The following is a 26005-nucleotide window of genomic DNA, read 5'->3' as shown; positions in this document are numbered from 1 at the left end:
GCCCCCGGCAGACTCACTCGGCGTGACACCGGGCGAGCACCTCCCTGGCGAGCTGGCGGTAGGCGGCGGCACCGACGGAGTTGGACGCGTACGTGGTGATCGGCTCACCGGCGACCGTGGTCTCCGGGAAGCGGACCGTGCGCCCGATGACCGTGTGGTACACGTGGTCGTCGAACGCCTCGACGACCCGCGCGAGCACCTCACGGCTGTGCACCGTGCGCGAGTCGTACATCGTGGCGAGGATGCCGTCGAGCTCCAGGTCGGGGTTGAGCCGCTCCTGGACCTTCTCGATCGTCTCGGTCAGCAGCGCCACACCGCGCAGCGCGAAGAACTCGCACTCCAGCGGCACGATCACCTTGTGCGCGGCGGTCAGCGCGTTGACCGTGAGCAGGCCGAGCGAGGGCTGGCAGTCGATCACGATGTAGTCGTAGTCGTCCATCAGCGGCTTCAGCGCCCGCTGCAGCGTGGACTCGCGCGCGACCTCGCTCACCAGCTGGACCTCGGCCGCCGACAGGTCGATGTTGCTGGGCAGCAGGTCCATGTTGGGGACCGCGGTCTTCAGCAGCACCTCGTCGGCCGCCATGCCCCGCTCCATGAGCAGGTTGTAGACGGTGAGGTCGAGCTCCATCGGGTTGACGCCTAGACCGACCGACAGCGCGCCCTGCGGGTCGAAGTCGACGAGCAGCACCCGGCGCCCGTACTCGGCGAGCGCGGCACCCAGGTTGATGGTCGACGTGGTCTTGCCCACGCCGCCCTTCTGGTTGCACATCGCGATGATCTTCGCGGGACCGTGATCGGTCAGCGGGCCCGGGATCGGGAAGTACGGCAGCGGGCGTCCGGTCGGACCGATGCGCTCACGGCGCTGGCGGGCCGCGTCGGGCGCGAGCGTGGCGGCGTACTCGGGATCCGGTTCGTACTCCGCGTCCGGGTCGTAGAAGTGCCCCTCGGGCAGTTCGTCGTAGTCGGCGAAGTGGTTGCGGGGCGCGCCACTTCCGTCGCCGGCCATGGCGTTCACGTGTTGGCCATCCATACTCATGTGTGCTGTCTGAGTTGCCTGCGGACTCTGGTGGGCGGCTGTGAAGGTGCGCACAGCGACGGAGCCGACAGCCTCGAGACGCCCGGGGCCCTCGGCCCGTGCAGGCATTCCTGGTTGACCACCCCCGGGAGTAAATGTCGACTCATTCACAAGTCGTCTTACCTCCTTGGTGACCAGGAAACTTCTAGACAGGTCAGCGTGGCACCATGCCGACGTTCGGCGACTCTATGGCGTGTCGGCCGTCCGCAGCAACACAATCCGCCGGACCCGGCCCGATGTGTCGGCAATGAAACATCCCCCTGTCAAGGGCGTACGGCCGTCGCACAGCAGGTTTCACCGGTGCGCGAATCGGTTGAAGCGTTACGTTCGAGGCGAGTTGGCCGAGAATCGCAAAGTGACCATACACACACCCGGCCGGACCTTGTCGGGCAAGGTCCGGCCGGGTGTGTGGCGTTGACGACGTCTGTTGACGTATCGCCTTTACCGTTTGATGACTTGGGCGAGTGACCGGCGAGCGACTCAGGCGAGCAGCGAGTCCAGCTCGACGTGCTCCAGGCCGTGCGCCTCGGCGACCTCGCGGTAGACGACCTTGCCGTCATGCGCGTTGAGGCCCTTGGCCAGCGCGGGGTCGCGGCGCAGCGCGTCGGCCCAGCCGCGGTTCGCCAGCTCCACGATGTACGGCAGCGTGGCGTTGGTCAGCGCGTACGTGGAGGTGTTGGGCACCGCGCCGGGCATGTTGGCGACGCAGTAGAAGACCGAGTTGTGGACCGGGAAGGTCGGCTCGGCGTGCGTGGTGGGGTGGGAGTCCTCGAAGCAGCCGCCCTGGTCGATCGCGATGTCGACAAGAACACTTCCGGGCTTCATCCGGGACACCAGCTCGTTGGTGACCAGCTTCGGGGCCTTGGCACCCGGGATCAGGACGGCGCCGATCACGAGGTCGGCCTCCAGGCAGGCCTTCTCCAGCTCGAAGGCGTTGGAGACGACCGTCTGGATCTTCGTACCGAAGATCTTGTCGGCTTCCTTGAGCTTGTTGATGTCCTTGTCGAGCAGGGTCACGTGGAAACCCATGCCGATGGCGATCTGCGCGGCGTTCCAGCCAGAGACGCCACCGCCGATGACGACGGCCTTGCCGGCCAGCACGCCGGGGACGCCGCCCGGCAGCACACCGCGGCCACCGTTGGCGGCCATCAGGTGGTAGGCGCCGACCTGGGGGGCCAGCCGGCCCGCGACCTCGGACATGGGGGCGAGCAGCGGCAGCGCGCGGTTCGGCAGCTCGACCGTCTCGTAGGCGATCGCGGTGGTGCCGGACTCGATGAGCGCGTCCGTGCACTCCTTGGAGGCGGCCAGGTGCAGGTAGGTGAAGAGCGTCTGGTCCTTGCGGAGGCGGTGGTACTCCTCCGCGATGGGCTCCTTGACCTTCAGCACCAGGTCGGCGGCGGCCCAGACCTCGTCGGCGGTGTCGAGGATCCGCGCGCCGGCGGCCACGTACTCGTCGTTGGGGATCGAGGAGCCGACACCGGCGTCGCGCTCGACGACGACCTGGTGACCGTGGCGCACCAGCTCGTGGACGCCGGCGGGGGTGATGGCCACCCGGAACTCGTTGTTCTTGACCTCGCGGGGAATGCCGACCTTCACGTGGATCACGGTCCTTGGCTCAGTTGATGGGGCTATTACGGCTATTACAAGGCATACCCGTCCAGGGGCGGGCACACCGGGAGAGACCGCAAGAACGTGCGGCAGAGCCAGTCTAATGAAGGTGTTCCCGCTGTCTAGCCTTTCAAAGCATCAATCTTCAGTCAGTGTGCTGCGGATTTCGCAGGCATCGGCGGGATCTTCCCTCAACATCTGATCAGCCACGCTCCGCTGCAGGCCGGCCGCCGTGGGGTCGCCGAGTCGGTCGAGGGTGTCGGCCAGCCGCAGATGCAGCGCCGCCTGGAGCCGGACGTCCTCGGCCCGGCGGGCCCATTCGACGGCCTCCTGGCAGGTGCGCAGCGACTCCTCGGGGCGTCCGGCGTACTCCTGGACACGGGCCAGCTCGCTCAACGCCCGCGCGTGGGCCGGGAGATCGCCGGTCCTGCGGTACCCGGCGACCGCCGCGCGCCAGCTGCGCAGCGCCTCGCCGTAGCGGCCGGCGTAGGTGTGGGCGGTGGCGACGCGGCCGTAGATCCGGGCGGCGTCGGCGCGCTCGTCCCGGGCGAGCCGCTGGGCGAGGGCCCGGCCGAACCAGTCGGCGGCCCGGTCGTAGTCCCCGAGCTCCAGGTGGGCGCCGCCTACGGATTCCATCGCGCGGGCGGTCGCGTACGGGTCGTTCGCCTCGCGTCCGGCGTCCAGCGCGGCCCGGTAGCGCACCAGGGCCTCGGCGGTACGGCCGGTGCGGGCGTCCAGGTCGGCCAGGTTCAGCAGGGCCGCCGCCTTCTCGCGGGGCAGCTCGCGCCGCTCGGCCACGTCGAGGACGAGGCGGTGGATGCCGTACAGGTCGGGCGCCGCCGCCTGGGTGCCGAAGTGGGCCACCATGGCCCGGACCAGCTGGGACATCAGTCTCCGGGCGAGGGTGTCCAGCTCCCCGTCGGCGACCGCGAGACGGGCCGCGGCCAGCAGGGCGGGACGGCGGACGCGCAGCCAGTCGGCGGCGGCCCTCGGGCTGGGGAAGCGCAGGGCGCGCGGCATCGCGAGGAGCTTCTCGCGGGCCTGCGGGCTGTCGGTCTCGGTGACCGCACGGCAGGACTGGAGCAGGCGTACCGTCCGCTCCAGCATGCGGGCGCGGGCGAGCTGGAGCTCGGCGGGGCGGTCATGGGCCTCGGCGAGGGCCCTCAGCTGGGCGTGCAGGCAGCCGGGGACCTGGTACTCGGGCAGCGGGGAGTCGACCGCGTGCAGGACGCCGAGGGCGACGAGGTCGTCCAGGACGGTGCGGGCGCCCGTCACGGAGCAGCCGGCGAGCGCGGAGGCGGTGTGCGGGTCGACCAGGCCGGCCGGGGCGAGGGAGAGCAGGCGCAGTGTCCGGGCGGCGGTGCCGGGCAGCGACGCGTAGGCGAGGCGGAAGACCCGGGTGAGCGGGGTGCCCTCGTCACCCTCGGAGCGCACGTGCTTGGCGAGGTCGGCAACGGCGGACTGGGGCCGGGCCTCGAGCCAGCCGCCGGCCAGGGTCAGGGCGGCGGGCTGGGCCTGGCAGACCTCGACCAGCTGCTCGGCGGCCCGGGGGTCGACGGTGATGCGGACCGCGCCCGTGTGCCGGGACAGCAGTTCCAGGGCCGACTTGGTGTCGAGGCCCCCCAGTGTGCACGGGCGGACGTCCGCGATGCCGGTCAGCGGGCCCTCGGCGACCGCGACGACCAGGCAGCCCGGCGTGTCCGGCAGCAGCGCGTCGACCTGCTCGGCATCGGCGGCGTCGTCGAGCAGGAGCAGGACCCGGCGGTCGGCGAGGGCGGTGCGCAGGGCCTCGGTGAGGTCGTCCTCGTCGGCGCCGGGCGGGGCGGGGCGGTCCAGCTCGGTGAGCAGCTCCCGGGCCAGGCGTGCGACGGGCACGCGGGTGCCGTCCGGCTCGCTCAGCCGGGCCCGCAGCACGCCGTCGGGGTAGCGGTCGGCGACCTGGGCGGCCAGTTCTTCGGCAAGCGCGGTGCGACCGGAACCGGGCCGGCCGGCGATGAGCAGTACGCGCGCCCGGGGGGCCTTGCGACCGGAGAGGGTGTCCAGACCCGCCCGTTCGATGTCGGCGCACAGCTCTTTCAATTCCCGGGTGCGGCCCAGGAACCGACTCTTCTCAGCAGGGTCGTCCGACAGCCGTACGCCGTCCGTGTCCACCGCCTGATCCGTCACGGGCCACACTCCCGATCCCACCGCACGCCGGCGCCCGCCGGAACCCCGGTTCGGGCGTTTCCCGAGCCTAGTTCACGCTCTGCGACCTTCCCGGCGGAGCGCGGCGGGCACATCCCCCGATCGGATCAGCCGATGGTCACACCGCACAGGGTCGTGAGGTAGGGGCGCCAGGTAGTGGTGTCAGACCTCGAAGGGACGCGCCGGCCACGGCGCCTGAGCCGGGCGGAGCGCGTCGAGCCCGTCGCCCTGCTCGGCCGCGACGAGCGAGAGCACGCCCACGACCAGGCAGTTGTTGTGCAGGTCACCCGCGAGCACACCCCGGACCAGGTCGGCGACGGGCACCCGCTCGAGCTCCATGTCGGCCTCTTCGTCCTCGACCTCGAAGCGGTCGCCGTCGGCCTCGGACAGCTCCCGGGCGAGGAAGATCCGTACGGCCTCGTCGCAGCCGCCGGGGGTGGTGTAGACGTCGGTCAGCACCCGCCAGTCCTCGGCCTTGACGTGCGCCTCCTCGTACAGCTCGCGCTGCGCGGCGTGCAGCGGGTTCTCGCCGGGGACGTCGAGCAGACCGGCGGGGATCTCCCACAGCTTCTCGCGCACGGGGTGCCGGTACTGGCGGATGACCAGCACCCGGCCCTCGTCGTCCAGGGCGAGGACGGCCACGGAGCCGGGGTGGACCTGGTAGTCGCGGGTCACCACGGAGCCGTCGGGCATGACCACGTCGTCCGTGCGGACGGAGGTCTTCTTGCCCCGGAAGGGCGTCCGGGTGTCCCGGACCTCCCACTCCTCGGGGATGTCCTTGATGGTGCTGCCCGTCATGCCTGACCTGCCCTTCCAGACGTACGCGAAAAGCCGGGGCCCGCGCGTTTGAATGCGCGCGCCCCGGCCACCGTACAACTGGTGTGTTACTTCGACGTCTTCCCCGTCTTCCGCTCGACCGCGGCCTTGACCAGCCCGGCGAAGAGCGGGTGCGGGCGGGTCGGGCGCGAGCGCAGCTCCGGGTGCGCCTGCGTGGCGACCAGGTAGGGGTGGACGTCACGGGGGTATTCGACGTACTCGACGAGCTTGCCGTCCGGGGAGGTGCCCGAGAAGAGGATCCCGGCCTTCTTCTCCAGCTCCGCGCGGTAGGCGTTGTTCACCTCGTAGCGGTGGCGGTGCCGCTCCTCGACGTACTCCTTGCCGTCGTAGACCTCGCGGACGATCGAGCCCTCGGCCAGCTTGGCCGGGTACATGCCGAGCCGCATGGTGCCGCCCATGTCGCCCTCGCCGGCCACGATGTCCAGCTGCTCGGCCATGGTGGAGATCACCGGGTGGCCGGTGGCCGGGTCGAACTCGGTGGAGTTGGCGTCCGTGATGCCGGCCAGGTTGCGCGCGGCCTCGACCACGATGCACTGCAGGCCCAGGCAGAGGCCCAGCAGCGGGATCTTGTTCTCGCGGGCGTACTTGATCGCGCCGACCTTGCCGAGCACACCACGGTCGCCGAAGCCGCCCGGGATGCAGATGGCGTCGACGTCACCGAGCTGCGCCTTGGCGCCGGCCGGGGTCTTGCAGTCGTCGGACGTGACCCACTTGATCTTCACGCGGGCCTTGTTGGCGAAGCCGCCCGCGCGCAGCGCCTCGGTGACCGACAGGTAGGCGTCGGGCAGGTCGATGTACTTGCCGACCAGCGCCATGACGATCTCGTGGTCGGGGTTGTGGACGCGGTCGAGCAGGTCGTCCCAGGTCGTCCAGTCGACGTCGCGGAAGGGCAGGTCGAGCTTGCGGACGACATAGGCGTCCAGGCCCTCGGTGTGGACGACCTTGGGGATGTCGTAGATCGAGCGGGCGTCGGGGCAGGCCACCACGGCCGCCTCGTCGACGTCGCACATCAGGGAGATCTTGCGCTTGATCGCGGTCGGCACCTCGCGGTCGCAGCGCAGGACGATCGCGTCCGGCTGGATACCGATGTTGCGCAGCGCCGCAACCGAGTGCTGGGTCGGCTTCGTCTTCAGCTCACCCGAGGGGCCGATGTACGGCAGGAGCGAGATGTGCACCACGAAGACGTTGTCCCGGCCGACCTCGTGCCGGACCTGGCGGACGGTCTCCAGGAACGGCAGCGACTCGATGTCGCCGACCGTGCCGCCGACCTCGGTGATCACGACGTCCACCTCGTCCGTCGCCATGCGGCGGATGCGGTGCTTGATCTCGTTGGTGATGTGCGGGATGACCTGCACGGTGTCGCCCAGGTACTCGCCGCGCCGCTCCTTGGCGATCACCGTCGAGTAGACCTGGCCTGTAGTGACATTGGCGGAGCCGTCCAGGTCGCGGTCGAGGAAACGCTCGTAGTGTCCGATGTCCAGGTCGGTCTCGGCGCCGTCGTTGGTGACGAAGACCTCACCGTGCTGGAAGGGGTTCATCGTGCCAGGGTCGACATTGAGGTACGGGTCGAGCTTCTGCATCACGACGCGCAGACCCCGTGCCTTGAGCAGCATGCCGAGGCTGGAGGCGGTCAGCCCCTTGCCCAGCGAGGAGGCGACACCCCCGGTGACGAAGATGTGCTTGGTCGTCGAAGCTGTGCTGTTTCGAAAAGCAGCGGGCGGCATGGCCAAGAGGGGGCTCCCGTGGTCGCGATCTGGGGTGCGGTGCGTCCGTCGTCCGACCCGGTCGTCCCGGGTTGTCGGCGGCGGCGCCGTCGCTGCGGTTCCGGGGTTTTCCTCCCACCGGTCCACGGGCTACCAGCGTATCAGCGCCTCGGGGCGACGGCTTCCGGCCACCCTCCGCGCACGTTCGGACACGCAGACGCGTGGCTCACCGTTTCCTCACCCGGCGCTCACTCGTTCGGCGGACCCGCGTTGTCCGGAGCAGCACACAGATCATCTACGTGCGTCGTATCCTGCTCGGACGTTCGCTGCCGAGCCGGCCCCGGCGACACGGCACCACCCCCCGTCCGTCACCGCCGGAACAACGAGAGCTCGGCAGTTCGTTGAGCACCAGTTCGTTGAGCAACAATTGTCGTTTGCGGCACAGCGTTTGGCTTCACGGCCGGACGGCTGCTTTGCTTCATGGCTCAACGACGCATGACATATCCCTGATCCCACCCTTGACCGCACTAGCGACCGCCCCCACGCGGGGTGACGTGGCCGTTCGACTGGAGTTGCACGTGGCCGGGCGCATCGAAGACTACGCACTCATCGGAGACATGCAGACCGCCGCCCTGGTCTGCCGGGACGGCACAGTCGACTGGCTGTGCCTGCCCCGCTTCGACTCGCATGCCATCTTCGCCGGTCTCCTGGGCACCGGGGAACACGGCTTCTGGCGGCTCGGACCCGCCTACGCCCCCGGTGCCGAACCGCCCACCGCGGCCCGGCGGACCTATCGCGGCGACTCGCTGATCCTGGAGTCCGAGTGGGACACCCCGCGCGGCACGGTCCGGGTGATCGACTTCATGCCCCCGCGCGACGGCGCGCCGCAGCTGATCCGGATCGTGGAGGGCGTCTCCGGCCGGGTGCCGATGCGCTCGGAGCTGCGGATGCGGTTCAGCTACGGCCGGGTGGTCCCGTGGGTGCACAAGCAGGAGGGGCGCACGGTGGCCGTCGCCGGTCCCGACTCCGTGTGGTTCGACACGGAGGCCGAGACCTACGGCAAGGCGCTCACCACGTACGCGGACTTCACGGTCGCTCCGGGTGACCGGATCGCGTTCACCATCTCGTGGGAGCCCTCGCACAAGGAGCCGCCGGGGCTGCCGGAGCCGGAGCAGTCGCTGGAGGCGACGGAGGACTTCTGGCGCGAGTGGGTCGAGCACTGCACGTACCACGGCCCGTACCGGGAGGCCGTGGTCCGCTCCCTGATCACGCTGAAGGCCCTGACGTACGCCCCCACCGGCGGCATCGTCGCCGCGCCCACCACCTCCCTGCCGGAGGACATCGGCGGCGTCCGCAACTGGGACTACCGCTACACCTGGCTGCGCGACGCGGCGATCACCCTGTCCTCGCTGCTGCGCACCGGCTACCGCGAGGAGGCCCGCGCCTGGCGCGAGTGGCTGCTGCGCGCGGTCGCCGGCGACCCGGAGAACCTGCAGATCATGTACGGCATCGCCGGCGAGCGCGAGCTCGGCGAGGCGGAGCTGGACTGGCTGCCCGGATACGAGGGCTCGACGCCGGTCCGGGTCGGCAACGGCGCCGCGCACCAGCTCCAGCTGGACGTCTACGGCGAGGTCACCGAGGCCCTGCACCTGGCCCACATGACGGGCCTGTCCCGCAACGACTACGCCTCCGTGCTCCAGCTCAAGCTGATCCGCTACCTGGAGGACCACTGGCAGGAGCCGGACGAGGGCATCTGGGAGGTGCGCGGCCCGCGCCGCCACTTCGTGCACTCCAAGGTGATGGCCTGGGTCGCCGTCGACCGCACCATCAAGCTGATCGAGTCCGGCGACGCCGACGGCCCGCTGGAGCGCTGGAAGCAGCTGCGCGACGACATCCACCGGGACGTGTGCGAGAAGGGCTACGACAAGGAACGCAACACCTTCACGCAGTCCTACGGCTCCCAGGAGCTGGACGCCTCGCTGCTGCTGATCCCGCAGATGGGCTTCCTGCCGCCGGACGACAAGCGGGTCATCGGCACCATCGAGGCGATCCAGCGCGAGCTGTCCACGTCGGACGGCTTCATCCTGCGCTACCCGACGGAGGGCGGCGACGAGGGCGTCGACGGCCTGCCCGGCGACGAGGGCGCGTTCCTGGCCTGCTCGTTCTGGATGGCCGACGACCTGGCGATGATCGGCCGGGTGGACGAGGCGCGCAAGCTCTTCGAGAAGCTCCTCTCCCTGCGCAACGACCTCGGTCTCCTGGCCGAGGAGTGGGACCCCCGCCTCCAGCGCCAGGTCGGCAACTTCCCCCAGGCCTTCAGCCACGTCCCCCTGATCGACACGGCCCTGAGGCTGACGGCGAGCGGCGCCTACGGGGGCTGACGGACTCCTTGCCCGCAGCTGCGGGCAGTCGCGCGCGCAGCTGCGGGCAGTCGTGCCTCCCCCAGTGCCTGAACGGCCTGGGAGGTACCCCCAGGGGCGGCACGGGTGGGCAGTGGGGGTCCTCCCCGCTCGAGCGAAGCCGAGAGTGGGGGAGGCACTCCGCAGCGCCGGGCCGCGCGACCCACCTCCGGCCCACCCCGTCCCCGGGCGCCCATGCAGCACCGGGCGCCCGGAGATGTACCCGCCCGGCACCCCCAGGTACCGTCCGCTGCATGAACACCCCCAGCGCACCCCCACCCTCGGGGATCACCGTGCAGCGCGCCCTGGAGCTCCCAGGCCTCCGCAGCGGCCTCCCGGAGATCCTCGCCGGCGCCGACCGCCTGCACCGCACCGTGCGCTGGGTCCACGCCGGCGAGGTCCCCAACATCGCCTCCCTCCTCAAGGGCGGCGAACTCCTCCTGACCACGGGCTACGGCCTCGGCACCCGCCCCGCCGAACAACGCGCGTTCGTCCGCACCCTCGCCGAACGCGGCATCGCAGCCCTCGTCGTGGAACTCGGCCCGCGCTTCGCGCGACTCCCCGCCGCCCTCGTGGACACGGCCCGAACGGCCGGCCTGCCGCTGGTCCAGCTGCACCGCGAGGTGCCGTTCGTGACGGTCACCGAGGAGATCCACACCGAGATCGTCAACGGCCACTACGCGCTGCTCCAGCGGGCCGAGGAGGTGCACCGCCGCTGCACCGACGCCCTGCTCGGCGGCGGCGGGGTGCCCCAGGTGCTCGGCATCCTCGCCGGCTTCGGCGACAACCCCGTCTTCCTGGAGACCCCCGACGGCCGGCTGCTCTACGCCGCCGGATCCGGCCCCGAGGGCGCCGACCCGCTCCAGGTGTGGGAGGGGCTGCGCGGCCCGCACAAGGACGCCCCGCCCCCCGCGGGCTCGGTCCTGGTGGACGTGCCCGGCGGCGGCCCCGGCGCCGGTTCGGTCCGCGCCCGGCTCGTCCTGCTCCCCGTACGGTCCCCGCTCGCGCCGGTGCACCGGATGGCGGCGGAGCGGGCGGCCGGCATCCTCGCCGTGGTGCTGATGCAGGCGCGGCAGGAGGAGGAGCTGGCGGCGCGCGGACGCGGCGACTTCCTCACCGACCTCGCCGAGGGCCGGATCACCGCGGCGGACGCCCCGGCGCAGGCGCGGGTCCTGGGCTTCAAGCCGGGCCACAGCCCGCTGCTCCCGGTGGTGATGCGGCTCGGCGACACCCTGTCCCCCGCCGGCGGCGGCTGGGCGGTGCTGGCGCGCGCGGTCGCCGAGGAGCTGGCGTCGGTGGGGGTGCCGGTCCTGCTGGGCGTACGGCCCGTGGAGGGCCGGGTCCCGCTCCTGCTGGGCCTGCGCTCGGAGTCGGAGCGGGCGGCGGTCGCGGACCGGGTCGCGGCGGCGCTGCGGGCGGGCGTGGAGCGGGCCGGGATGCAGCCGCCGGGGTCGCAGCCGCCCGTGGTGGTCGTCGGGGTGGCCGGCGGCTGGGCGGCGGCGTCGGCGGGCCTCAGGCACGCGGCGGAGACGGCGACCGCCGCCCAGGGCCTCATCGACCGGCCCTGGTACGACGCCCGGCGCCTGGACATCGACCTGCTGCTGTGGCGGCTGCGCGACCATCCGGATCTCGCGGCGTTCGTGGACCGGGCGATCGGCCCGCTCCGCGACCACGACAACCGCTCCAAGCCGCCGCTGCTGCCCACGCTCCAGACGTACTTGGCACACGCGGGCCGCAAGGCGGAGACGGCACGCGAGCTCCACCTGAACCGGCAGACGCTCTACAACAGGCTGGCGCGGATCGGCGAGTTGCTGGGCACGGACCTCGACGACCCGCAGACCGTCCTCGCCTTGAGCCTGGCCCTGCGCGCCCGCCGGCACGTGCCCTAGGCCCGGGCCCCTAGGGCCTGTCTGACAATTCCCGTCGTCCGCCCGGAGGGCGGGCCCCGCGGCGTCTGGTGCGTGCGATCGCAAGGCGCCGGAGCGCCCTCGTGGCGGAGCCACGTGGGCGGTTCGGCAACGCGGCGAGCGTGCGTGCCAGACGCCGCGGGGCAGGCGGGAATTGTCAGACAGGCCCTAGAGCAGCGGCGTGGGTTGCGTCAACTCGTCGTAGACGCTGAGGACCTGGGCGACGGTCTCGTCCTCGGTCGGCCACGTGGCCGCCTGCCGTACGCCCCGGTCCCGCAGCACCTCCCGCCGCGCGGGGTCGTCGAGCAGCCGGACGACGGCGTCGGCGAACGCTTGCGCGTCCCCGTGCGGGACCAGTTCCGCGGCGTCGCCGACGAGTTCGGGGATGCCGCCCACACGGCTCGCGACGAGCGGCACGCGCGCGTGGAGCGCCTCCTGGGCGAGGAGGGAGCGCGCCTCCCGGCGGCTCGGCAGCAGCACGAGGTCGGCCGCCGCCAGCAGGTCGCCGACGTCGTCGCGGCGGCCGACGAGCGTCACCGGCAGCCGCTCGTCCTCGATCCGACGCTGCAACTCCGCACGCAACGGGCCCTCTCCGGCGACGACGACCAGCGGCACGGGGTCGAGGCGGCGCCAGACGCGCGCGGCGTCGAGCAGGACGTCGTAGCCCCGGTGGCGCTCCAGGGAGCCGACCGCGATCAGCAACGGGCGGCCGATGGCGCCGAGTTCGGCCCGGACCTTCGGGCGCAGCCGGTCGGGGTCCTCGGGGTCGGCCGGCCGGCACGCCCGGGCGGGGAGCGCGACCGGGCCGAGCCGGGCGTCCCGCGCGCCCGTCCGCCGCGCCCGGTCGACCAGCTCCGAGGTGGCGCCGAGGACCACGGTGGCCGCCTTCATCACCCGCCGCTCCAGCACGCGCAGCAGCTGGGCGCGCGCCCCTTCGGCGTGGACCCGGTCGTGCCAGGTGACGACGAGCGGAGTACGGACCCGGCGCCCGCCGAGGGCCAGCGCGGCGCGGAACGAGGCGTGCAGCCCGTGCGCGTGGACCAGGTCGGCGTCCGCGCACACCGTCCGCAGCGCGGCCACCGAGACGGGGTCGCTGCTGCGGGGCACGTGCACGTGGTCGGCTCCGGCGCCCGTGAAGTCGTAGGTGTGCTCCGCATCGGTGGGGGCGCACACCGTCACTTTCACGCCCCGTGCGGCGAGCCCCGCGGCCAGGGAGCGCACGTGCGCGCTGCTGCCGGCGTTGCCGCCGCCCAGCACCTGCACGGTGCGCAGCTGCGACTGACCGTGCGGTGCGGGGCTGCTCACGGGGGTCACGCGGCCGGGACTCCTGGTTCGGCGGGGGACGGTCACGAAGAACGTACAGAAGGATGGTGCGGAGAGCGTGCACCCCGCGGTTTCCTGGGCCCTGCTCCGTCAAGGATGCCAGGCCGTACGGGTGTTCCGGGAACGACGACCGTCGTGCGCGGGCGACCCTCGGGGCAACGAGACAGGGTCGATTCACTCACACGAGTGAACGTGCCGCCTCGCTCACCTTCTCCCCGCACACTGCCGCGGCCACGAGTGCGACGGCGTGCGCGAGGAGCCCCGCCCTGCCGTTCCCGGCCACCACCGCGATGCCGAGGGTCGCGCCCAGCGCGTGCGCTCCGGTGTCGCCGAGCATCGTGCGCTCGGCGAGGTCGTCGGGCAGTACGGCCGCGGCGGTTCCCATGGCGACGGCGGCCGTCCGCGCACCGGGCCCCTTGCGCACCAGCCCCGGCGCACCGAGCGCGAGGACCGCCGCGCCGGCCCGCCCGGGGCGTACGTCCACCAGGTTGACGAAGTGCGCGGCCCCGGCGACGACGACACCCGCGAGCACCTTGTCCAGCGGCCTTTCCTTCATCGCCGCACCGGCGGCGAGCCCGGCCGCGGACACCCCGAGCAGCTTCACCGCCCCGCTGGTGACCTCGCCGCCCCGCAGCGCCGCCAGATGCGCCCGGAACCCGCGCCGGGGGTCCTGGGCGCCCACCACGTCGTCGTAGGCCCCGCAGACCCCGGCGGCGAGCACGGCGAGCCCGGCGGCGGTCCGCACCCGCGCGGTGCCCACCGCCGCTGCGACGGCGCAGGTGGGCCCGGCGTACAGGCCCACGGTCCGTCCGGCGTGGTTCTTCCGCTCCCAGCGCTCCCGCCCGCCCGGCGCCGTGACGCGCAGCGCGGTCAGACCGGTGCGCGTGAGGGCAGCGGCGAGGGCGAAGGACGAGCCGGTCCGGCGAGCGCGGTTGATCACCGGGCCACCCTACGGGACCGCTACGCGTCCGCCCGAGCCGTCGCGAGCAGTTCCTCGGCGTGTGCGCGGGCCGTCTCCGAGTCCTCCTGACCGGCCAGCATCCGGGACAGCTCCCGGATGCGCTCCTCACCTTCCAGCACCTTCACGCCGGACCGGGTCACCGAGCCGTCGTTGGTCTTCTCCACCAGCAGCTGCCGGTCGGCGAACGCGGCCACCTGCGGCAGATGCGTGACGACCACGACCTGCGCGCTCTTCGCGAGCCGTGCCAGGCGCCGCCCGATCTCCACCGCCGCCTTGCCGCCGACACCGGCGTCGACCTCGTCGAAGAGGTACGTCGGCACCGGGTCCGTGCCCGCGAAGACGACCTCCACGGCCAGCATCACGCGCGACAGCTCACCGCCCGACGCGCCCTTGGCGATCGGCCGCGGCGGCGCGCCGGGGTGCGGGGCGAGCAGCAGCTCGACCTCGTCGGCGCCCGACGGCCCGTACGCGACCGTGCGCCCGCCGACCTCCACGCCCTCGGGGTCCTCGGTCTGCCGGATCTCGAACGACACGCGCGCGTGCGGCATGGCGAGCGAGGCCAGCTCGGCGGTCACCGCGGCGGCGAACCGCTCGGCGGCCTCCGTCCGCGCGTCCGTCAGCGCCTGCGCCAGCCCGCCCAGCTCCTCTCGCAGCGCGTCCCGCTCGGCGGTCAGCTCGCCGATCCGCTCGTCGTCGCCCTCCAGCTCGGTCAGCCGCGCGGCGCCCTGCTCGGCCCAGGTCAGCACGGCGGCGACGTCCTCGCCGTACTTCCGGGTCAGCGCGGTCAGCGCGGCCCGCCGCTCCTCGACCGCCGCCAGCCGCAGCGGGTCGGCGTCCAGGTCGTCGGCGTACCCGGCGAGCTCCCCGGCCACGTCACGCAGCAGGATCCCGACCTCGCCGATCCGCTCGGCGAGCGCGGCCAGCGCCGGGTCGTGCCCCCGTACGGCGTCCAGGGCCCGCTGCGCACCCGCGACCAGCGTGGACGCGTCGAGGCCCTCGGGGTCCTCCGGGTTGCCGGCCAGCGCGGCGTGCGCCACGGTGGCGGCCGACGCGAGCGCCTCGGCGTGCCCCAGCCGCTCCGCCTCCTGGGCCAGCTCCACGTCCTCGCCGGCCCGCGGCTCGACGGCGGAGACCTCCTCGAGGCCGTAACGCAGGAGATCGGCCTCCTGGGCACGCTCACGCGCGCGCGTGGTGATCTCCTCCAGCTCACGGGCGACGGCCCGCAGCCGCCGGTAGGCCTCGGCGTACTTCGCGAGCGGCCCGGCGACCGCGTCGCCCGCGTAGCGGTCCAGGGCCTGCCGCTGCCGGGACAGCTTGAGCAGCCCCTGCTGGTCGGTCTGCCCGTGCACGGCCACCAGCTCGTCGGCCAGCTCGGCGAGCATCCCCACCGGCACCGACCGCCCGCCCAGGTGCGCCCGTGAGCGGCCCTCGGCGGAAACGGTACGGCTGATCAGCAGCGCCCCGTCGTCCAGCTCGGCCCCGGCCTCCTCGGCCCGCACGGCCGCCGCGGCGTCGTCGGGCACGGCGATGCGCCCCTCGACGACGGCGTTCTTGGCCCCGATCCGCACCAGCGCCGCGTCCGCGCGTCCGCCCAGGAGCAGCCCGAGGCTGGTGACCACCATGGTCTTGCCCGCACCCGTCTCACCGGTGACAGCGGTGAACCCGGGCGACAGCTCGACCACGGCGTCATCGATGACTCCGAGCGACCGTATCCGCATCTCCTCAAGCACGCACCGACCATACGAGGTTTCGCCCGCGCTGTGCGACGCCACCCCACCCGACCGGGGCAGCCGCAGGCCGTCACCTGCGGACGGGTCGCTCGTTGCACGAGTATTGCTCCCTGCTGCCGCGGGGATGGTCCGGTCGTATCCGTACTCGACGAGTTCCGGATCCGTTGCTCCCCGCAAACGCGGGGATCCGGGCGCCGCGCCGGGTCAGGCCTAGTGCGGCGCCCCGCGCCACCCGGACACAGGCAACGCGAACTTCGCGACCAGACGATCCGTGAACGAAGCATGGTGCAACCGGGCCAACCGCACCGGCACCGCCCCCCGCCGCACCTCCACCCGCGCCCCGGGAGGCAACTCCACCGTCCGCCGCCCGTCACACCACAGAACACCCGGCGGAATATGAGGCAGCACCTCCACCGCGAGCACGGAGTCCGGCGACGTCACCAACGGCTTCGCGAACAGCGCATGCGCACTGATCGGCACCATCAGCAGCGCCTCCACCTCGGGCCACACCACCGGCCCCCCGGCCGAGAAGGCGTACGCCGTCGACCCGGTCGGCGTGGACAGCACGATGCCGTCGCAGCCGAACCCCGTCACCGGCCGCCCGTCGATCTCCAGCACGACTTCGAGCAGCTTCTCCGCGCCGGCCTTCTGCACGGCGGCCTCGTTCAGCGCCCAGTCGGTGTGCACGATGTCGCCGTTGCGGTGCACGACGACGTCGACGGTCATCCGCTCCTCGACCTCGTACGCCCGGCTCACCACGCGGTCGACGACCTTGTCGAGGTCGTCCCGCTCGGCCTCGGCGAGGAAGCCGACCCGGCCGAGGTTGACGCCGAGCATCGGCACCCCGGAGGCGCGGGCGAACTCCGCGCCGCGCAGCAGCGTCCCGTCACCGCCCAGCACGATGAGCAGCTCGCACCCGTCGAGGCACTGCGGGGTGGCCTCCCCGACCAGCTCCACCTCGTCCGGCAGCGGCAGGTCGCACGCCTCGGCCTCCAGGACCCGCACCCCGATCCCGGCCCGCAGCAGCCCCTTGACCACGAGTTCGGCACTGCGGATGGCCGCGGGACGCCCGGTGTGGGCGAGCAGGAAAACAGTACGCGCTCGGTTCTGTGTCAACGCGGCCCCTCCGCCACTGCACGGTCAACGTCGGCCGGGTCCAGTTCGTCGGCACCGGCCCGCAGCCACAGAAAGTACTCGACGTTCCCGGAGGGACCGGGCAGCGGACTGGCGGTGACCCCCATCACCCCGAGCCCCAGCTCCCAGGCCTTCTGCGCGACTCCCCGCACCGCCTCGGCCCGCAGCTGCGCGCTGCGTACCACTCCCCCGCTGCCGAGGCGCTCCTTGCCCACCTCGAACTGCGGCTTCACCATCATCACCAGATCGGCGTCCGGCCGGGTGCACCGCACCAGGGCGGGCAGTACCAGTCCGAGCGGGATGAAGGACAGATCCCCCACGACAAGGTCCACGGGCTCCCCATCGATCGCTTCCGGCGTCAACTCGCGTACGTTCGTACGGTCCTTGACGGTGACGCGTTCATCCTGCTGGAGAGACCAGGCGAGTTGTCCGTAGCCGACGTCGACGGCGACGACGTGCGCGGCGCCCGACCGCAGCAGGACGTCGGTGAAGCCTCCGGTGGACGCGCCGGCGTCCAGCGCCCGCCGCCCCTCGACGACGAGCCCCTGCGGGACGAAGGCCGCGAGGGCGCCGGCCAGCTTGTGGCCGCCGCGCGAGACGTAGTCGGGGTCGCTGTCGTCGGCGGTCACCACGATCGCGGCAGCGGTCTCCACCTGGGTGGCGGGCTTGGTCGCGACGGTCTTGCCGACGGAGACCCGCCCGGCGGCGATCAGCTGGCTCGCGTGCTCGCGCGAGCGCGCCAGCTTGCGGCGGACCAGCTCCGCGTCGAGACGGCGGCGTGCGACTCCTGCCACGTTCGGTTCAGCTCCTGCGGTCGTACGGCGAATCGGACTCGGGGCCCGAAGGGCCCCGTTGAGGGGTGGTGGTCGGGTGACGGGTGGGAGCCGGAGGTCCCGGGCGGGCGTCGAGCGCGGTGAGCGCGTCGCGCAGCCCCCGGTGTACATCCTCGTACACCTCGACATGGCCGTCCGTGGTCAGGTGGTCCGCGTCGGCCAGCCGCGTCAGCCGTGCGTCCACCTCGGCGTTTCCGGTGGGGGCGCGCGGAACGTCCAGGGGGGCGGGCGCGGAGGGCTCGTACGCGGGGTACGCCTCCTGCGCTCCCTGCGCCTCCTGGGGCTCCGGTACTGCGTCGCTCATGCCCCGACGCTACCGCGAACCGCTGGGGTACGGTCGGTCCGATGGCCACGACTGAGGAGTGCCGCGCCGCACTCGACAAGCTCTCGGACAACATGCAGAACAGCGAAGGGAACGTGCGGGCGGCCGCCGAGCTGGACCGCTCGGTGAGCTGCCACATCACCGACCTGGACGTCACCTTCGCCGGACGCATGGCGGACGGCCGTATCGACGTGCGCGAGACCCTTGAGGGGCCGCCGCGCGAGAAGGCCGAGATCAGGCTGGCGATGACCGGCGACGACCTGGTCGCCCTGGTCTCCGGCGAGCTGAACTTCGCCAAGGCCTGGGGCTCGGGCCGGGTGAAGCTGGAGGCGGGCCTGCGCGACCTGTTCCGGCTCAGGAAGCTTCTGTAGCCGCCGCCTTCTCCAGCCTGGGGGCATCGGCGCCGCGGGCCTTGCGCGCGGCCGGCACCACCAGCGGCGTACCCGTCTCCGGGTCGTCGATGACCTGGCAGCGCAGCCCGAAGACCCGCTCGACCAGGTCGGCCGTGACGATGTCCTTCGGCGCGCCCTCGGCGATGACCTCCCCGCCGCGCAGGGCGATGAGGTGGGTGGCGTAGCGGGCGGCGTGGTTGAGGTCGTGCAGGACGGCCACGAGCGTGCGGCCCTGCTCCTCATGGAGCTCCGCGCACAGGTCGAGGACGTCGATCTGGTGCTGGATGTCCAGGTACGTCGTCGGCTCGTCGAGCAGCAGCAGCGGGGTCTGCTGGGCGAGCGCCATGGCGATCCACACCCGCTGGCGCTGGCCGCCGGAGAGCTCGTCGACGTAGCGGTCGGCGAGTTCGGAGATGCCGGTCTGGGCCATCGACTCCTGGACGACCCGCTCGTCCTCGGTCGACCACTGGCGCAGGATGCCCTGGTGCGGGTAGCGGCCCCGGCCGACGAGGTCGCCGACGGTGATGCCGTCGGGCGCGATGGACGACTGCGGCAGCAGGCCGAGGGTGCGCGCCACCTGCTTGGCGGGCATCGACTGGATGACCGACCCGTCGAGGAGCACCCGGCCCTGGGTGGGCTTGAGCATCCGCGACAGGGCCCGCAGCAGGGTGGACTTGCCGCACGCGTTCGGGCCGACGATCACCGTGAAGGAGTTGTCGGGTATCTCCACCGACAGCTTCTCCGCGATGACCCGCTGGTCGTAGGCGAGGGTGACGTTCTCGGCGGTCAGGCGGTTCACATTGCTCCTTTGGTTGTTCAGCCCGCTGCGGGTACGGGCGCCGGCGCTCATATCCGGCCCGCCTTGCGCTCGGTGACCAGCAGCCACAGCAGGTACACCCCGCCGAGCACGCCGGTGACCACACCCACGGGCAGTTGGTCGGCGCCGAAGACGCGCTGCGAGATCCAGTCGGCGCTGACCAGCAGAGCGGCGCCCATGCACAGCGACGGCAGCAGGTTGGGGCCCGGCGAACGGGTCAGGCGCCGGGCGAGCTGCGGCGCGGTGAGCGCGACGAAGCTGACCGGCCCCGCGGCGGCGGTGGCGGCCGCGGTGAGCAGCACGGCGGCCACCATCAGCAGCGCCCGCACGCGCTCGACGCGCACGCCGAGGGCGTACGAGACGTCGTCGCCCATCTCCATCATGCGCAGCGCCCGTCCGTTGGTGAGCACGAGCGGGACGAGCACGGCGCACAGCGCGAGCAGGGGCCAGACCTGGTCCCAGTCACGGCCGTTGAGGGAGCCGGTCATCCAGACGACGGCCCGGGAGGCGTCGACGATGTCGGCCCGGGTGAGCAGATAGCCGTTGACCGCCGTGACGATCGCGGACATGCCGATACCGACCAGGACCAGCCGGTAGCCGTGCACGCCCCGCTTCCAGGCGAGCAGATAGATGGCGAGGCCGGTCACCAGCCCGCCCACGAGCGCGCCGAGGGTGACCTGGGCCGAGGTGCCGGAGAACAGGACGATCATCGTGAGGGCACCGGCCGTCGCGCCCTGCCCGAGGCCGAGTACGTCCGGACTGCCCAGCGGGTTGCGCGAGATGGCCTGGAACAGCGCACCGCCCAGCCCGAGCGCGGCGCCGACCAGCAGTCCGACCAGGACCCGCGGCAGCCGCAGTTCGTTGACGATGAACTCCTGGCTCGCGTTGCCCTGGCCGACCAGGGTCCTCAGCACGTCGGCGGCCGGTATCTCGAAGTCGCCGGTGCCGATCAGCACCACGCTCGCGGCGAGCGCGACGACCAGCAGCAGGACAACGACGACGACGACGCGGACGTCGAGGCGGAGGGAGAGCCCGCCCGGGCTCCGCACGGCGCGACTGGTCATCACGGATTTCACGGACTTCGCGGTCTTCACAGCTGGGCCGTCCTCCGCCGTCGTACGAGGTAGATGAAGACCGGCCCGCCGAGCACGGCGGTGACGATGCCGACCTGGAGCTCCGAGGGCCGTGCGACGATCCGGCCGAGGACGTCCGCGCCGAGCAGCAGCACGGGCGACAGGATCGCGGCGTACGGCAGGATCCAGCGCATGTCGGGGCCGGTGAAGGAGCGCACGATGTGCGGGACCATCAGCCCGACGAACACGATCGGCCCGCAGGCGGCGGTCGCCGCCCCGCACAGCACGGTCGCGGCGAGCATGGACAGCGCCCGCGTCCGGTTCAGGTTGGCTCCGAGGGCCTTGGCGGTGTCGTCGCCCATCTCCATGGCGTTGAGCGGCCGGGCGAGCGCCAGGGCGAGCACCGTGCCGGCCACGAAGAACGGCAGCACCTCCTGGATGGTGTCGTTCGTCGCCGAGGACAGCGAGCCGACGGTCCAGAAGCGCATCCTGCCCAGTGCCGCGTCGTCCATGATCATCACGGCCTGGAGGTAGCCGAAGAGCGCGGCGCTGATCGCGGTGCCGGCCAGCACCAGCCGCACCGGCGTGGCCCCCCGGCTGCCGCCCAGGAACCAGACCAGCGCGCCGACCCCCGCCGCACCCGCGAAGGCGAACCAGACGTAACCGGTCAGCGAGGTGACGCCGAAGAAGGTGATGGCCGTGACGACCGCGGCGGAGGCACCCGCGTTGATGCCGAGCAGCCCCGGATCGGCCAGCGGATTGCGGGTCAGCGCCTGCAGCACCGCTCCGGCGAGCCCGAGGGCGGCGCCGGCCAGCAGACCGAGCACGGTCCGCGACAGCCGCTCACCGACCACGACGTCGCCGTACGTGCCCGAGTCGTGGAACAGACCGTGCCAGACCTGAGCCAGGGACAGATCCTTCGCGCCGACCGCGATACTCGCCAAGGCGATGAACACCAGTGCGGCCGCGGCGACGGGCAGCCCGACGGCACGCAGGACACGGCGTTTGGAGGGCGGCGCGGGGGCGGTCTCCGCGCGCTGTTCGGGGGGACTGTCGACCAACACGCAGTTAGGTTAGCCTACCCTGCCAATCGATCAAGATCCCCGTCACGCGGCCGCGCCGCACCCTCGAGAGCGCTCCTTCCCCGTACGACGGCTCACAAGCCCAGCCGCGCCAACGCCTTCCCCGGGTCCAGCTCGCACCCCGCCTCCCCGCCCGCGGTCCAGGCCGCCGCACACAGCGCACGCAGTCCGTCCAACGCCGCACCGTCCCCCTCCAGCTCCAGCCGGTCCTCACCGGCCGTCGCCGTCCAGCCACCGCAACGGAACCCACCGTCCGCGTCCGCGACGACATCCGGCTGCCCGGTGAGCAGCCCCCGCAGATCGGCGTCGACATACGTCGGCCGATGCTGCGGCGGCGCCGCCAGCAGCTGCGCCCCGTCGGTCACACCGGTCAGGACGAGCAGCGAATCGACCTCCCCGTTGAACGCGCCCTCGATGTCCGTGTCCAGCCGGTCCCCGACCACCAACGGCCGCTGCGCCCCGGTCCGCAGGATCGTCTCCCGGTGCATGGGAGGCAACGGCTTCCCCGCGACCTGCGGCTCCGCCCCGGTGGCGATCCGCACCACCGCCACCGCCGCGCCGTTGCCCGGCGCGATGCCGCGCGCGCCCGGAATCGTCAGGTCCGTGTTGGAGGCGAACCACGGCACCCCGCGCGCGATGGCGTAACAGGCCTCCGCGAACCGCCCCCAGGGCAGCTCTGGCCCCCCGAACCCCTGCACCACGGCCGCCGGATCGTCCTCGGCCGAATCCACCGGCTCGAGACCGCGCTCGCGCAGCGCCACCCGCAGCCCCTCGCCGCCGATCACCAGCACCCGCGCACCCGCCGGCACCTGCTCGGCGATGAGCCGGGCCACCGCCTGCGCCGACGTGATGACGTCGTCCGCCCCCGTCGGTATCCCCAGCTCGGTCAGGTGCTCGGCCACCGCCTCCGGGGTCCGCAGCGCGTTGTTCGTGACGTACGCAAGGTGCATGCCTGCCTCACGGGCCGTGGCGAGCGACTCGACCGCGTGCGCGATCGCGTTCCCCCCGGCGTACACCACCCCGTCCAGATCGAGCAGCGCCGTGTCGTACGCCTCGCTCAGGCCCCGCCCACTGCCCTCGGGACTCGTCCTGACGCTCCGGCTCATTGCACATCGCTCCTCGTTCGACGCCTTTCCCCGATCATCCCCCATGCCACTGACACACGTACGATGCCGGGATGAACCCTGCAGGTCACCCGGAAGCAACGGCGCGCCGGGGCCTGGAACTCACCCCGTTCCGAGGCCTCCGCTACGACCCCGACCGGGTCGGCAGCCTGGCCGCCGTGACGTCCCCGCCCTACGACGTCGTGGTCCGCCCCGACGGCCTGCTCCACCTCGAGTCGGCCGACCCGCACAACATCGTCCGCCTGATCCTGCCCCAGGCCGCCACGCCGGAGGCGCGCAACGACCAGGCCGCCCAGACCCTGCGGCGCTGGAGGGCGGAGGGCATCCTGACCACCGACCCCGAACCCGGCCTGTACGTCTACGAACAGCGCGACGGCGAAGGCATGCTCCAGCGCGGCATCATCGGCGCCCTGCGCGTGTCGGACCCCTCCGAGCAGGTCGTCCTGCCGCACGAGGACGTCATGCCGCACATCGTCGCCGACCGGGCGGCACTCATGCGGGCCACCTCGGCGAACCTCGAGCCCCTGCTCCTGACCTACCGCGGCGACGGCCCCACGACGGCCACGACCACCCTCGTGGAACGCACCGCCGAACAGCCGCCGCTTCTCTCCACGACCACGGAGGACGGCTTCTGCCACCGCCTGTGGTCGGTCACCGACCCCGACGACCTGGCCCGCGTCCGGACCGAACTGGCCGGGCACCAGGCCCTCATCGCCGACGGCCACCACCGCTGGGCGACCTACCGAACGCTCCGCGCCGAGCACCCCTCCCCCAGCCCCTGGGACCACGGCCTCGTCCTCCTGATCGACACGGCCCGCTACCCGCTCCGGGTCCGCGCCATCCACCGCCTGCTGCACGGACTCCCGGTGCGCGACGCCGTGGCCGCCCTCGAGAACCACTTCCGTGTCCGCCGCCTGGAAACGCCCCTGCCGGAGTCCCTGGCCGCCCTGGCGAAGGCCGCCGAGGCGGGCAACGCCTTCCTCCTCGCGGGCGACGGCTCCTTCCACCTCGTCGACCGTCCGGATCCCGACCTGCTGGCCCGCACGGTCCCCGCCGACCGCCCCGAGGCCTGGCGCACCCTGGACGCCACCGTCCTGCACGCCACGCTGCTCGCCCAGGTCTGGCACGTCCCCGACGACTCCGCGGCGCATGTCTCGTACATCCACGACACGGCGGCCACGGTCGAGAAGGCGGAGCGCGACGGCGGTACCGCGGTCCTCATGCACCCGGTCCGCGAGGAGGTCGTCCGCGACCTGGCCCGCCAGGGGGTCACGATGCCCCGCAAGTCGACGTCCTTCGGGCCGAAGCCCGCCTCGGGCCTGGTGCTGCGCACGCTGGACCCGTGACGGACGACGACTCGACATGACGAAGGGGCGGGACCGCACACCGGTCCCGCCCCTTCGTCGTCATGCCACGTCCTTCAGGCCTTCTCGTCGTCCCCGGCCTGGTCCTCGTCCTCGTGCTCTGCGGCGGAGCTCTCTCCGTCGCTCTCGCGCTCGTCCAGGGCGTCCGTGAACTCCACGCCGTCCAGCTCCGCGAGCCGGTCGGAGGCGTCGGTGCTGCCGTCCCGGTCGGACTCCACGGCCTTCGCGAACCACTCCCGCGCCTCCCGGTCCCGACCGGCGGCCAGCAGCGCGTCGGCGTAGGCGTACCGCAGGCGCGCGGTCCAGGGCTGTACGGAATTGGAGGCCAGCTCGGGGCTCTGCAGCGTCACGATGGCCGCGTCCAGCTGCCCCATGTCACGCCGGGCACCGGCCGCCACGAGCCGCATCTCGACCTGCCCGGCCTTGTCCAGCTTGTGCACCTCCGGGGCGCCCGCCATGTCGAGCGCCTTCTCGGGTCGGCCGAGACCGCGCTCGCAGTCGGCCATGACCGGCCACAGCTCCACGGACCCGGTCATCCGCCGCGCGGCCCGGAACTCGGCCAGGGCCTCGCCGTACTTCTGGTTGGCGTACGCGGCGAACCCGCCGGCCTCCCGTACGGCGGCGACGCGGGACGCCAGGCGCAGGGCCACCTTGGAGTAGCCGTACGCCGCCTCCGGGTCCTCGTCGAGCAGCCGGGCGACCATCACCAGGTTCCTGGCGACGTCCTCGGCGAGCGTCTTGGGCAGGCTCTGCAGTTCCTGCCGTACGTCCTTGTCGATCTCGTCGCCCGTGACGTCCTCGGGGATCGGCAGGCGCTTGATCGGCTCACGGTCGCGGTCACGATCCCGCTCCTCGCGGAAACGGCCACCGCCGCCGTGCCGGTCGTCCCGCCCGCGGAAACCGCCGGGCCGCCCACCCCGGTCATCGCGCCGGGGTCCACGTCCCCCACGGTCGTCCCGGCCACGGAACCCACCGCGGTCGCCACCACGGCTGTCGTCACGCCGACCGAACCCACCGCGCTCCCCGCGGTTGTCGTCCCGACGGAAGCCACCACGGTCTCCGCGGTCGCCCCGGTCATCACGGCGGTCGTCGCGGCGGTAGGACGGACGGTCACCGCCCCGCTCGTCACGGCGGTCGTCACGACGGTCATCACGACGGAAGGACGGGCGGTCGTCACGGCGGTCGTCACGACGGTAGGACGGGCGGTCGTCGCGCCGGTCATCACGGCGGTCATCACGACGGTAGGAGGGCCGGTCACCGCGGTCGTCGCGGTCGTCGCGGCGGAAGGACGGACGATCGCCACCCCGGTCATCACGACGGAACCCACGGTCACCGCCGCGATCACGGTCATCACGACGCGGCCCACGATCCCGGTCGTCACGCCGCCCATACCCGCCACCGCGGGTGTCGTCCCGACGATCGTCCCGACGGTCATCACGCCGGTCGTCCCGACGGAAGCCACCGCGCTGGCCACCGCGGTCATCGCGGCGGTCGTCGCGACGGCTGTCGTCACGCCGGCCGAAGCCACCCCGCTCGCCACGGTCGTCACGACGGTAGTTGGGGCGGTCACCCCGGTCATCACGACGGAAGGACGGACGATCGCCACGGTCGCCGCGATCGTCGCGGCGGAAGGACGGACGATCGCCACCCCGGTCATCACGACGGAACCCACGGTCACCGCCGCGATCACGGTCATCACGACGCGGCCCACGATCACGGTCGTCCCTACGGAAGCCTCCGCGCTGACCGCCGCGGTCATCACCACGACGGTCGTCACGGCGGAAGCCGCCACGGTCACGGTCGTTGTCGCGACGGAAACCGCCACGGTCCCCGCGCTGACCGCCGCGATCACCGCGGTCACCACTGTCCCGTCGCCGCTGGTCGCGCTCCGGTCGATCGTCGGGAGAGTTGGTGGACATCGGTGACTCCTGTCTTCGGTACCGCAAGTCATTCTCGCGCAGCCGGGTACCCGGTGCGCCCTGGAAAAACGAAAGGACCCCTGGTCCCAGCTGAACGCTGGGGACCAGGGGTCCTTCCCAAAGATTGTTCGGCGGCGTCCTACTCTCCCACAGGGTCCCCCCTGCAGTACCATCGGCGCTGAAAGGCTTAGCTTCCGGGTTCGGAATGTAACCGGGCG

The 26005-nt window shown here is 72.5% G+C and carries 21 protein-coding genes and 1 rRNA gene; 5 read left to right on the top strand and 17 right to left on the bottom strand.

The window, feature by feature from the left end; all coding sequences use genetic code 11:
* Positions 1-13: 13 nt before the first annotated feature.
* The 5 genes from ACIGO6_RS28980 to ACIGO6_RS28960 form a co-directional block, all read right to left on the bottom strand.
* The gene (locus tag ACIGO6_RS28980; protein WP_399881414.1) at positions 14-1144 is read right to left on the bottom strand and encodes a ParA family protein; all 1131 of its coding nucleotides are present in this window, start codon (positions 1142-1144) and stop codon (positions 14-16) included.
* Positions 1145-1555: 411 nt separating this feature from the next.
* Positions 1556-2680 carry an alanine dehydrogenase gene (gene ald / locus ACIGO6_RS28975; RefSeq protein WP_399881412.1) on the bottom strand — a complete coding sequence of 375 codons (1125 nt, stop codon included), beginning with the start codon at positions 2678-2680 and terminating at the stop codon, positions 1556-1558.
* A 141-nt stretch (positions 2681-2821) separates the two neighbouring features.
* The gene (locus ACIGO6_RS28970; RefSeq protein WP_399881410.1) at positions 2822-4849 is read right to left on the bottom strand and encodes a tetratricopeptide repeat protein; all 2028 of its coding nucleotides are present in this window, start codon (positions 4847-4849) and stop codon (positions 2822-2824) included.
* Positions 4850-5029: 180 nt separating this feature from the next.
* Positions 5030-5665: an NUDIX domain-containing protein gene (locus tag ACIGO6_RS28965; RefSeq protein ID WP_399881408.1), complete on the bottom strand. Its 636-nt coding sequence runs from the start codon at positions 5663-5665 to the stop codon at positions 5030-5032.
* Positions 5666-5751: 86 nt separating this feature from the next.
* Positions 5752-7428 carry a CTP synthase gene (locus ACIGO6_RS28960; RefSeq protein ID WP_399881869.1) on the bottom strand — a complete coding sequence of 559 codons (1677 nt, stop codon included), beginning with the start codon at positions 7426-7428 and terminating at the stop codon, positions 5752-5754.
* A gap of 557 nt (positions 7429-7985) precedes the next feature.
* On the opposite strand from ACIGO6_RS28960, the gene ACIGO6_RS28955 reads away from it, so the two are divergent.
* Together ACIGO6_RS28955 and ACIGO6_RS28950 are read left to right on the top strand one after the other, a co-directional pair.
* Positions 7986-9788 (top strand): glycoside hydrolase family 15 protein, encoded by a 1803-nt coding sequence (locus ACIGO6_RS28955; protein ID WP_399881867.1) that lies wholly within the window; start codon positions 7986-7988, stop codon positions 9786-9788.
* Positions 9789-10060: 272 nt separating this feature from the next.
* Positions 10061-11695 carry a PucR family transcriptional regulator gene (locus ACIGO6_RS28950; protein WP_399881406.1) on the top strand — a complete coding sequence of 545 codons (1635 nt, stop codon included), beginning with the start codon at positions 10061-10063 and terminating at the stop codon, positions 11693-11695.
* A gap of 186 nt (positions 11696-11881) precedes the next feature.
* On the opposite strand, the gene ACIGO6_RS28945 is transcribed toward ACIGO6_RS28950, so the two are convergent.
* The 6 genes from ACIGO6_RS28945 to ACIGO6_RS28920 form a co-directional block, all read right to left on the bottom strand.
* Entirely contained in the window at positions 11882-13027 is a 1146-nt protein-coding gene (locus ACIGO6_RS28945; protein ID WP_399881404.1) for a glycosyltransferase family 4 protein, read from the bottom strand.
* Between the two features lie 187 nt (positions 13028-13214).
* Positions 13215-13976, bottom strand: coding sequence for a hypothetical protein (locus ACIGO6_RS28940; RefSeq protein WP_399881402.1), 762 nt, complete (start codon positions 13974-13976; stop codon positions 13215-13217).
* 20 nt (positions 13977-13996) lie between these two features.
* Positions 13997-15715: a DNA repair protein RecN gene (recN, locus tag ACIGO6_RS28935; protein WP_399881865.1), complete on the bottom strand. Its 1719-nt coding sequence runs from the start codon at positions 15713-15715 to the stop codon at positions 13997-13999.
* 222 nt (positions 15716-15937) lie between these two features.
* Positions 15938-16843 carry an NAD kinase gene (locus tag ACIGO6_RS28930; protein WP_311585013.1) on the bottom strand — a complete coding sequence of 302 codons (906 nt, stop codon included), beginning with the start codon at positions 16841-16843 and terminating at the stop codon, positions 15938-15940.
* Positions 16840-17655, bottom strand: a complete 816-nt coding sequence (locus ACIGO6_RS28925; RefSeq protein WP_399881400.1) for a hemolysin — start codon at positions 17653-17655, stop codon at positions 16840-16842. Before ACIGO6_RS28925 ends, ACIGO6_RS28930 begins: the two co-directional genes overlap by 4 nt.
* Before the next feature lie 7 nt (positions 17656-17662).
* The gene (locus ACIGO6_RS28920; protein WP_399881398.1) at positions 17663-17998 is read right to left on the bottom strand and encodes a hypothetical protein; all 336 of its coding nucleotides are present in this window, start codon (positions 17996-17998) and stop codon (positions 17663-17665) included.
* A gap of 41 nt (positions 17999-18039) precedes the next feature.
* Here ACIGO6_RS28920 and ACIGO6_RS28915 point away from each other — a divergent pair, with 41 nt between their 5' ends.
* On the top strand, positions 18040-18387 hold the full coding sequence (locus ACIGO6_RS28915) for an SCP2 sterol-binding domain-containing protein (protein ID WP_399881396.1): 348 nt from the start codon (positions 18040-18042) through the stop codon (positions 18385-18387).
* Here the strand turns inward: ACIGO6_RS28915 and ACIGO6_RS28910 are convergent.
* From ACIGO6_RS28910 to ACIGO6_RS28895, 4 genes are all read right to left on the bottom strand, one after another.
* Positions 18371-19258 (bottom strand): ABC transporter ATP-binding protein, encoded by an 888-nt coding sequence (locus ACIGO6_RS28910; protein WP_399881394.1) that lies wholly within the window; start codon positions 19256-19258, stop codon positions 18371-18373. The genes ACIGO6_RS28915 and ACIGO6_RS28910 overlap by 17 nt on opposite strands.
* Positions 19255-20289 (bottom strand): FecCD family ABC transporter permease, encoded by a 1035-nt coding sequence (locus ACIGO6_RS28905; protein ID WP_399881392.1) that lies wholly within the window; start codon positions 20287-20289, stop codon positions 19255-19257. Before ACIGO6_RS28905 ends, ACIGO6_RS28910 begins: the two co-directional genes overlap by 4 nt.
* Positions 20290-20315: 26 nt before the next feature.
* Entirely contained in the window at positions 20316-21362 is a 1047-nt protein-coding gene (locus tag ACIGO6_RS28900) for a FecCD family ABC transporter permease (protein ID WP_399881390.1), read from the bottom strand.
* 92 nt (positions 21363-21454) lie between these two features.
* A complete protein-coding gene (locus ACIGO6_RS28895) occupies positions 21455-22486 on the bottom strand; it encodes an HAD-IIA family hydrolase (protein WP_399881388.1) in 1032 nt (343 codons plus the stop codon).
* Positions 22487-22557: 71 nt separating this feature from the next.
* Between ACIGO6_RS28895 and ACIGO6_RS28890 the strand changes: the two genes are divergently transcribed.
* On the top strand, positions 22558-23850 hold the full coding sequence (locus ACIGO6_RS28890; protein WP_399881386.1) for a DUF1015 domain-containing protein: 1293 nt from the start codon (positions 22558-22560) through the stop codon (positions 23848-23850).
* Positions 23851-23924: 74 nt separating this feature from the next.
* On the opposite strand, the gene ACIGO6_RS28885 is transcribed toward ACIGO6_RS28890, so the two are convergent.
* Entirely contained in the window at positions 23925-24680 is a 756-nt protein-coding gene (locus ACIGO6_RS28885) for a hypothetical protein (protein WP_399881863.1), read from the bottom strand.
* 63 nt (positions 24681-24743) lie between these two features.
* Between ACIGO6_RS28885 and ACIGO6_RS28880 the strand changes: the two genes are divergently transcribed.
* Positions 24744-25793, top strand: a complete 1050-nt coding sequence (locus tag ACIGO6_RS28880; protein ID WP_399881898.1) for a hypothetical protein — start codon at positions 24744-24746, stop codon at positions 25791-25793.
* 120 nt (positions 25794-25913) lie between these two features.
* On the opposite strand, the gene rrf is transcribed toward ACIGO6_RS28880, so the two are convergent.
* A 5S ribosomal RNA gene (gene rrf, locus ACIGO6_RS28875) occupies positions 25914-26005 on the bottom strand; the annotation flags it as partial.

The organism is Streptomyces sp. NPDC053750 (assembly GCF_044544295.1).
Taxonomy (GTDB): Bacteria; Actinomycetota; Actinomycetes; order Streptomycetales; family Streptomycetaceae; genus Streptomyces.
The sequence above is the reverse complement of the archived record's forward strand: the minus strand, read 5'-3'. Positions and strand labels throughout refer to the sequence as shown.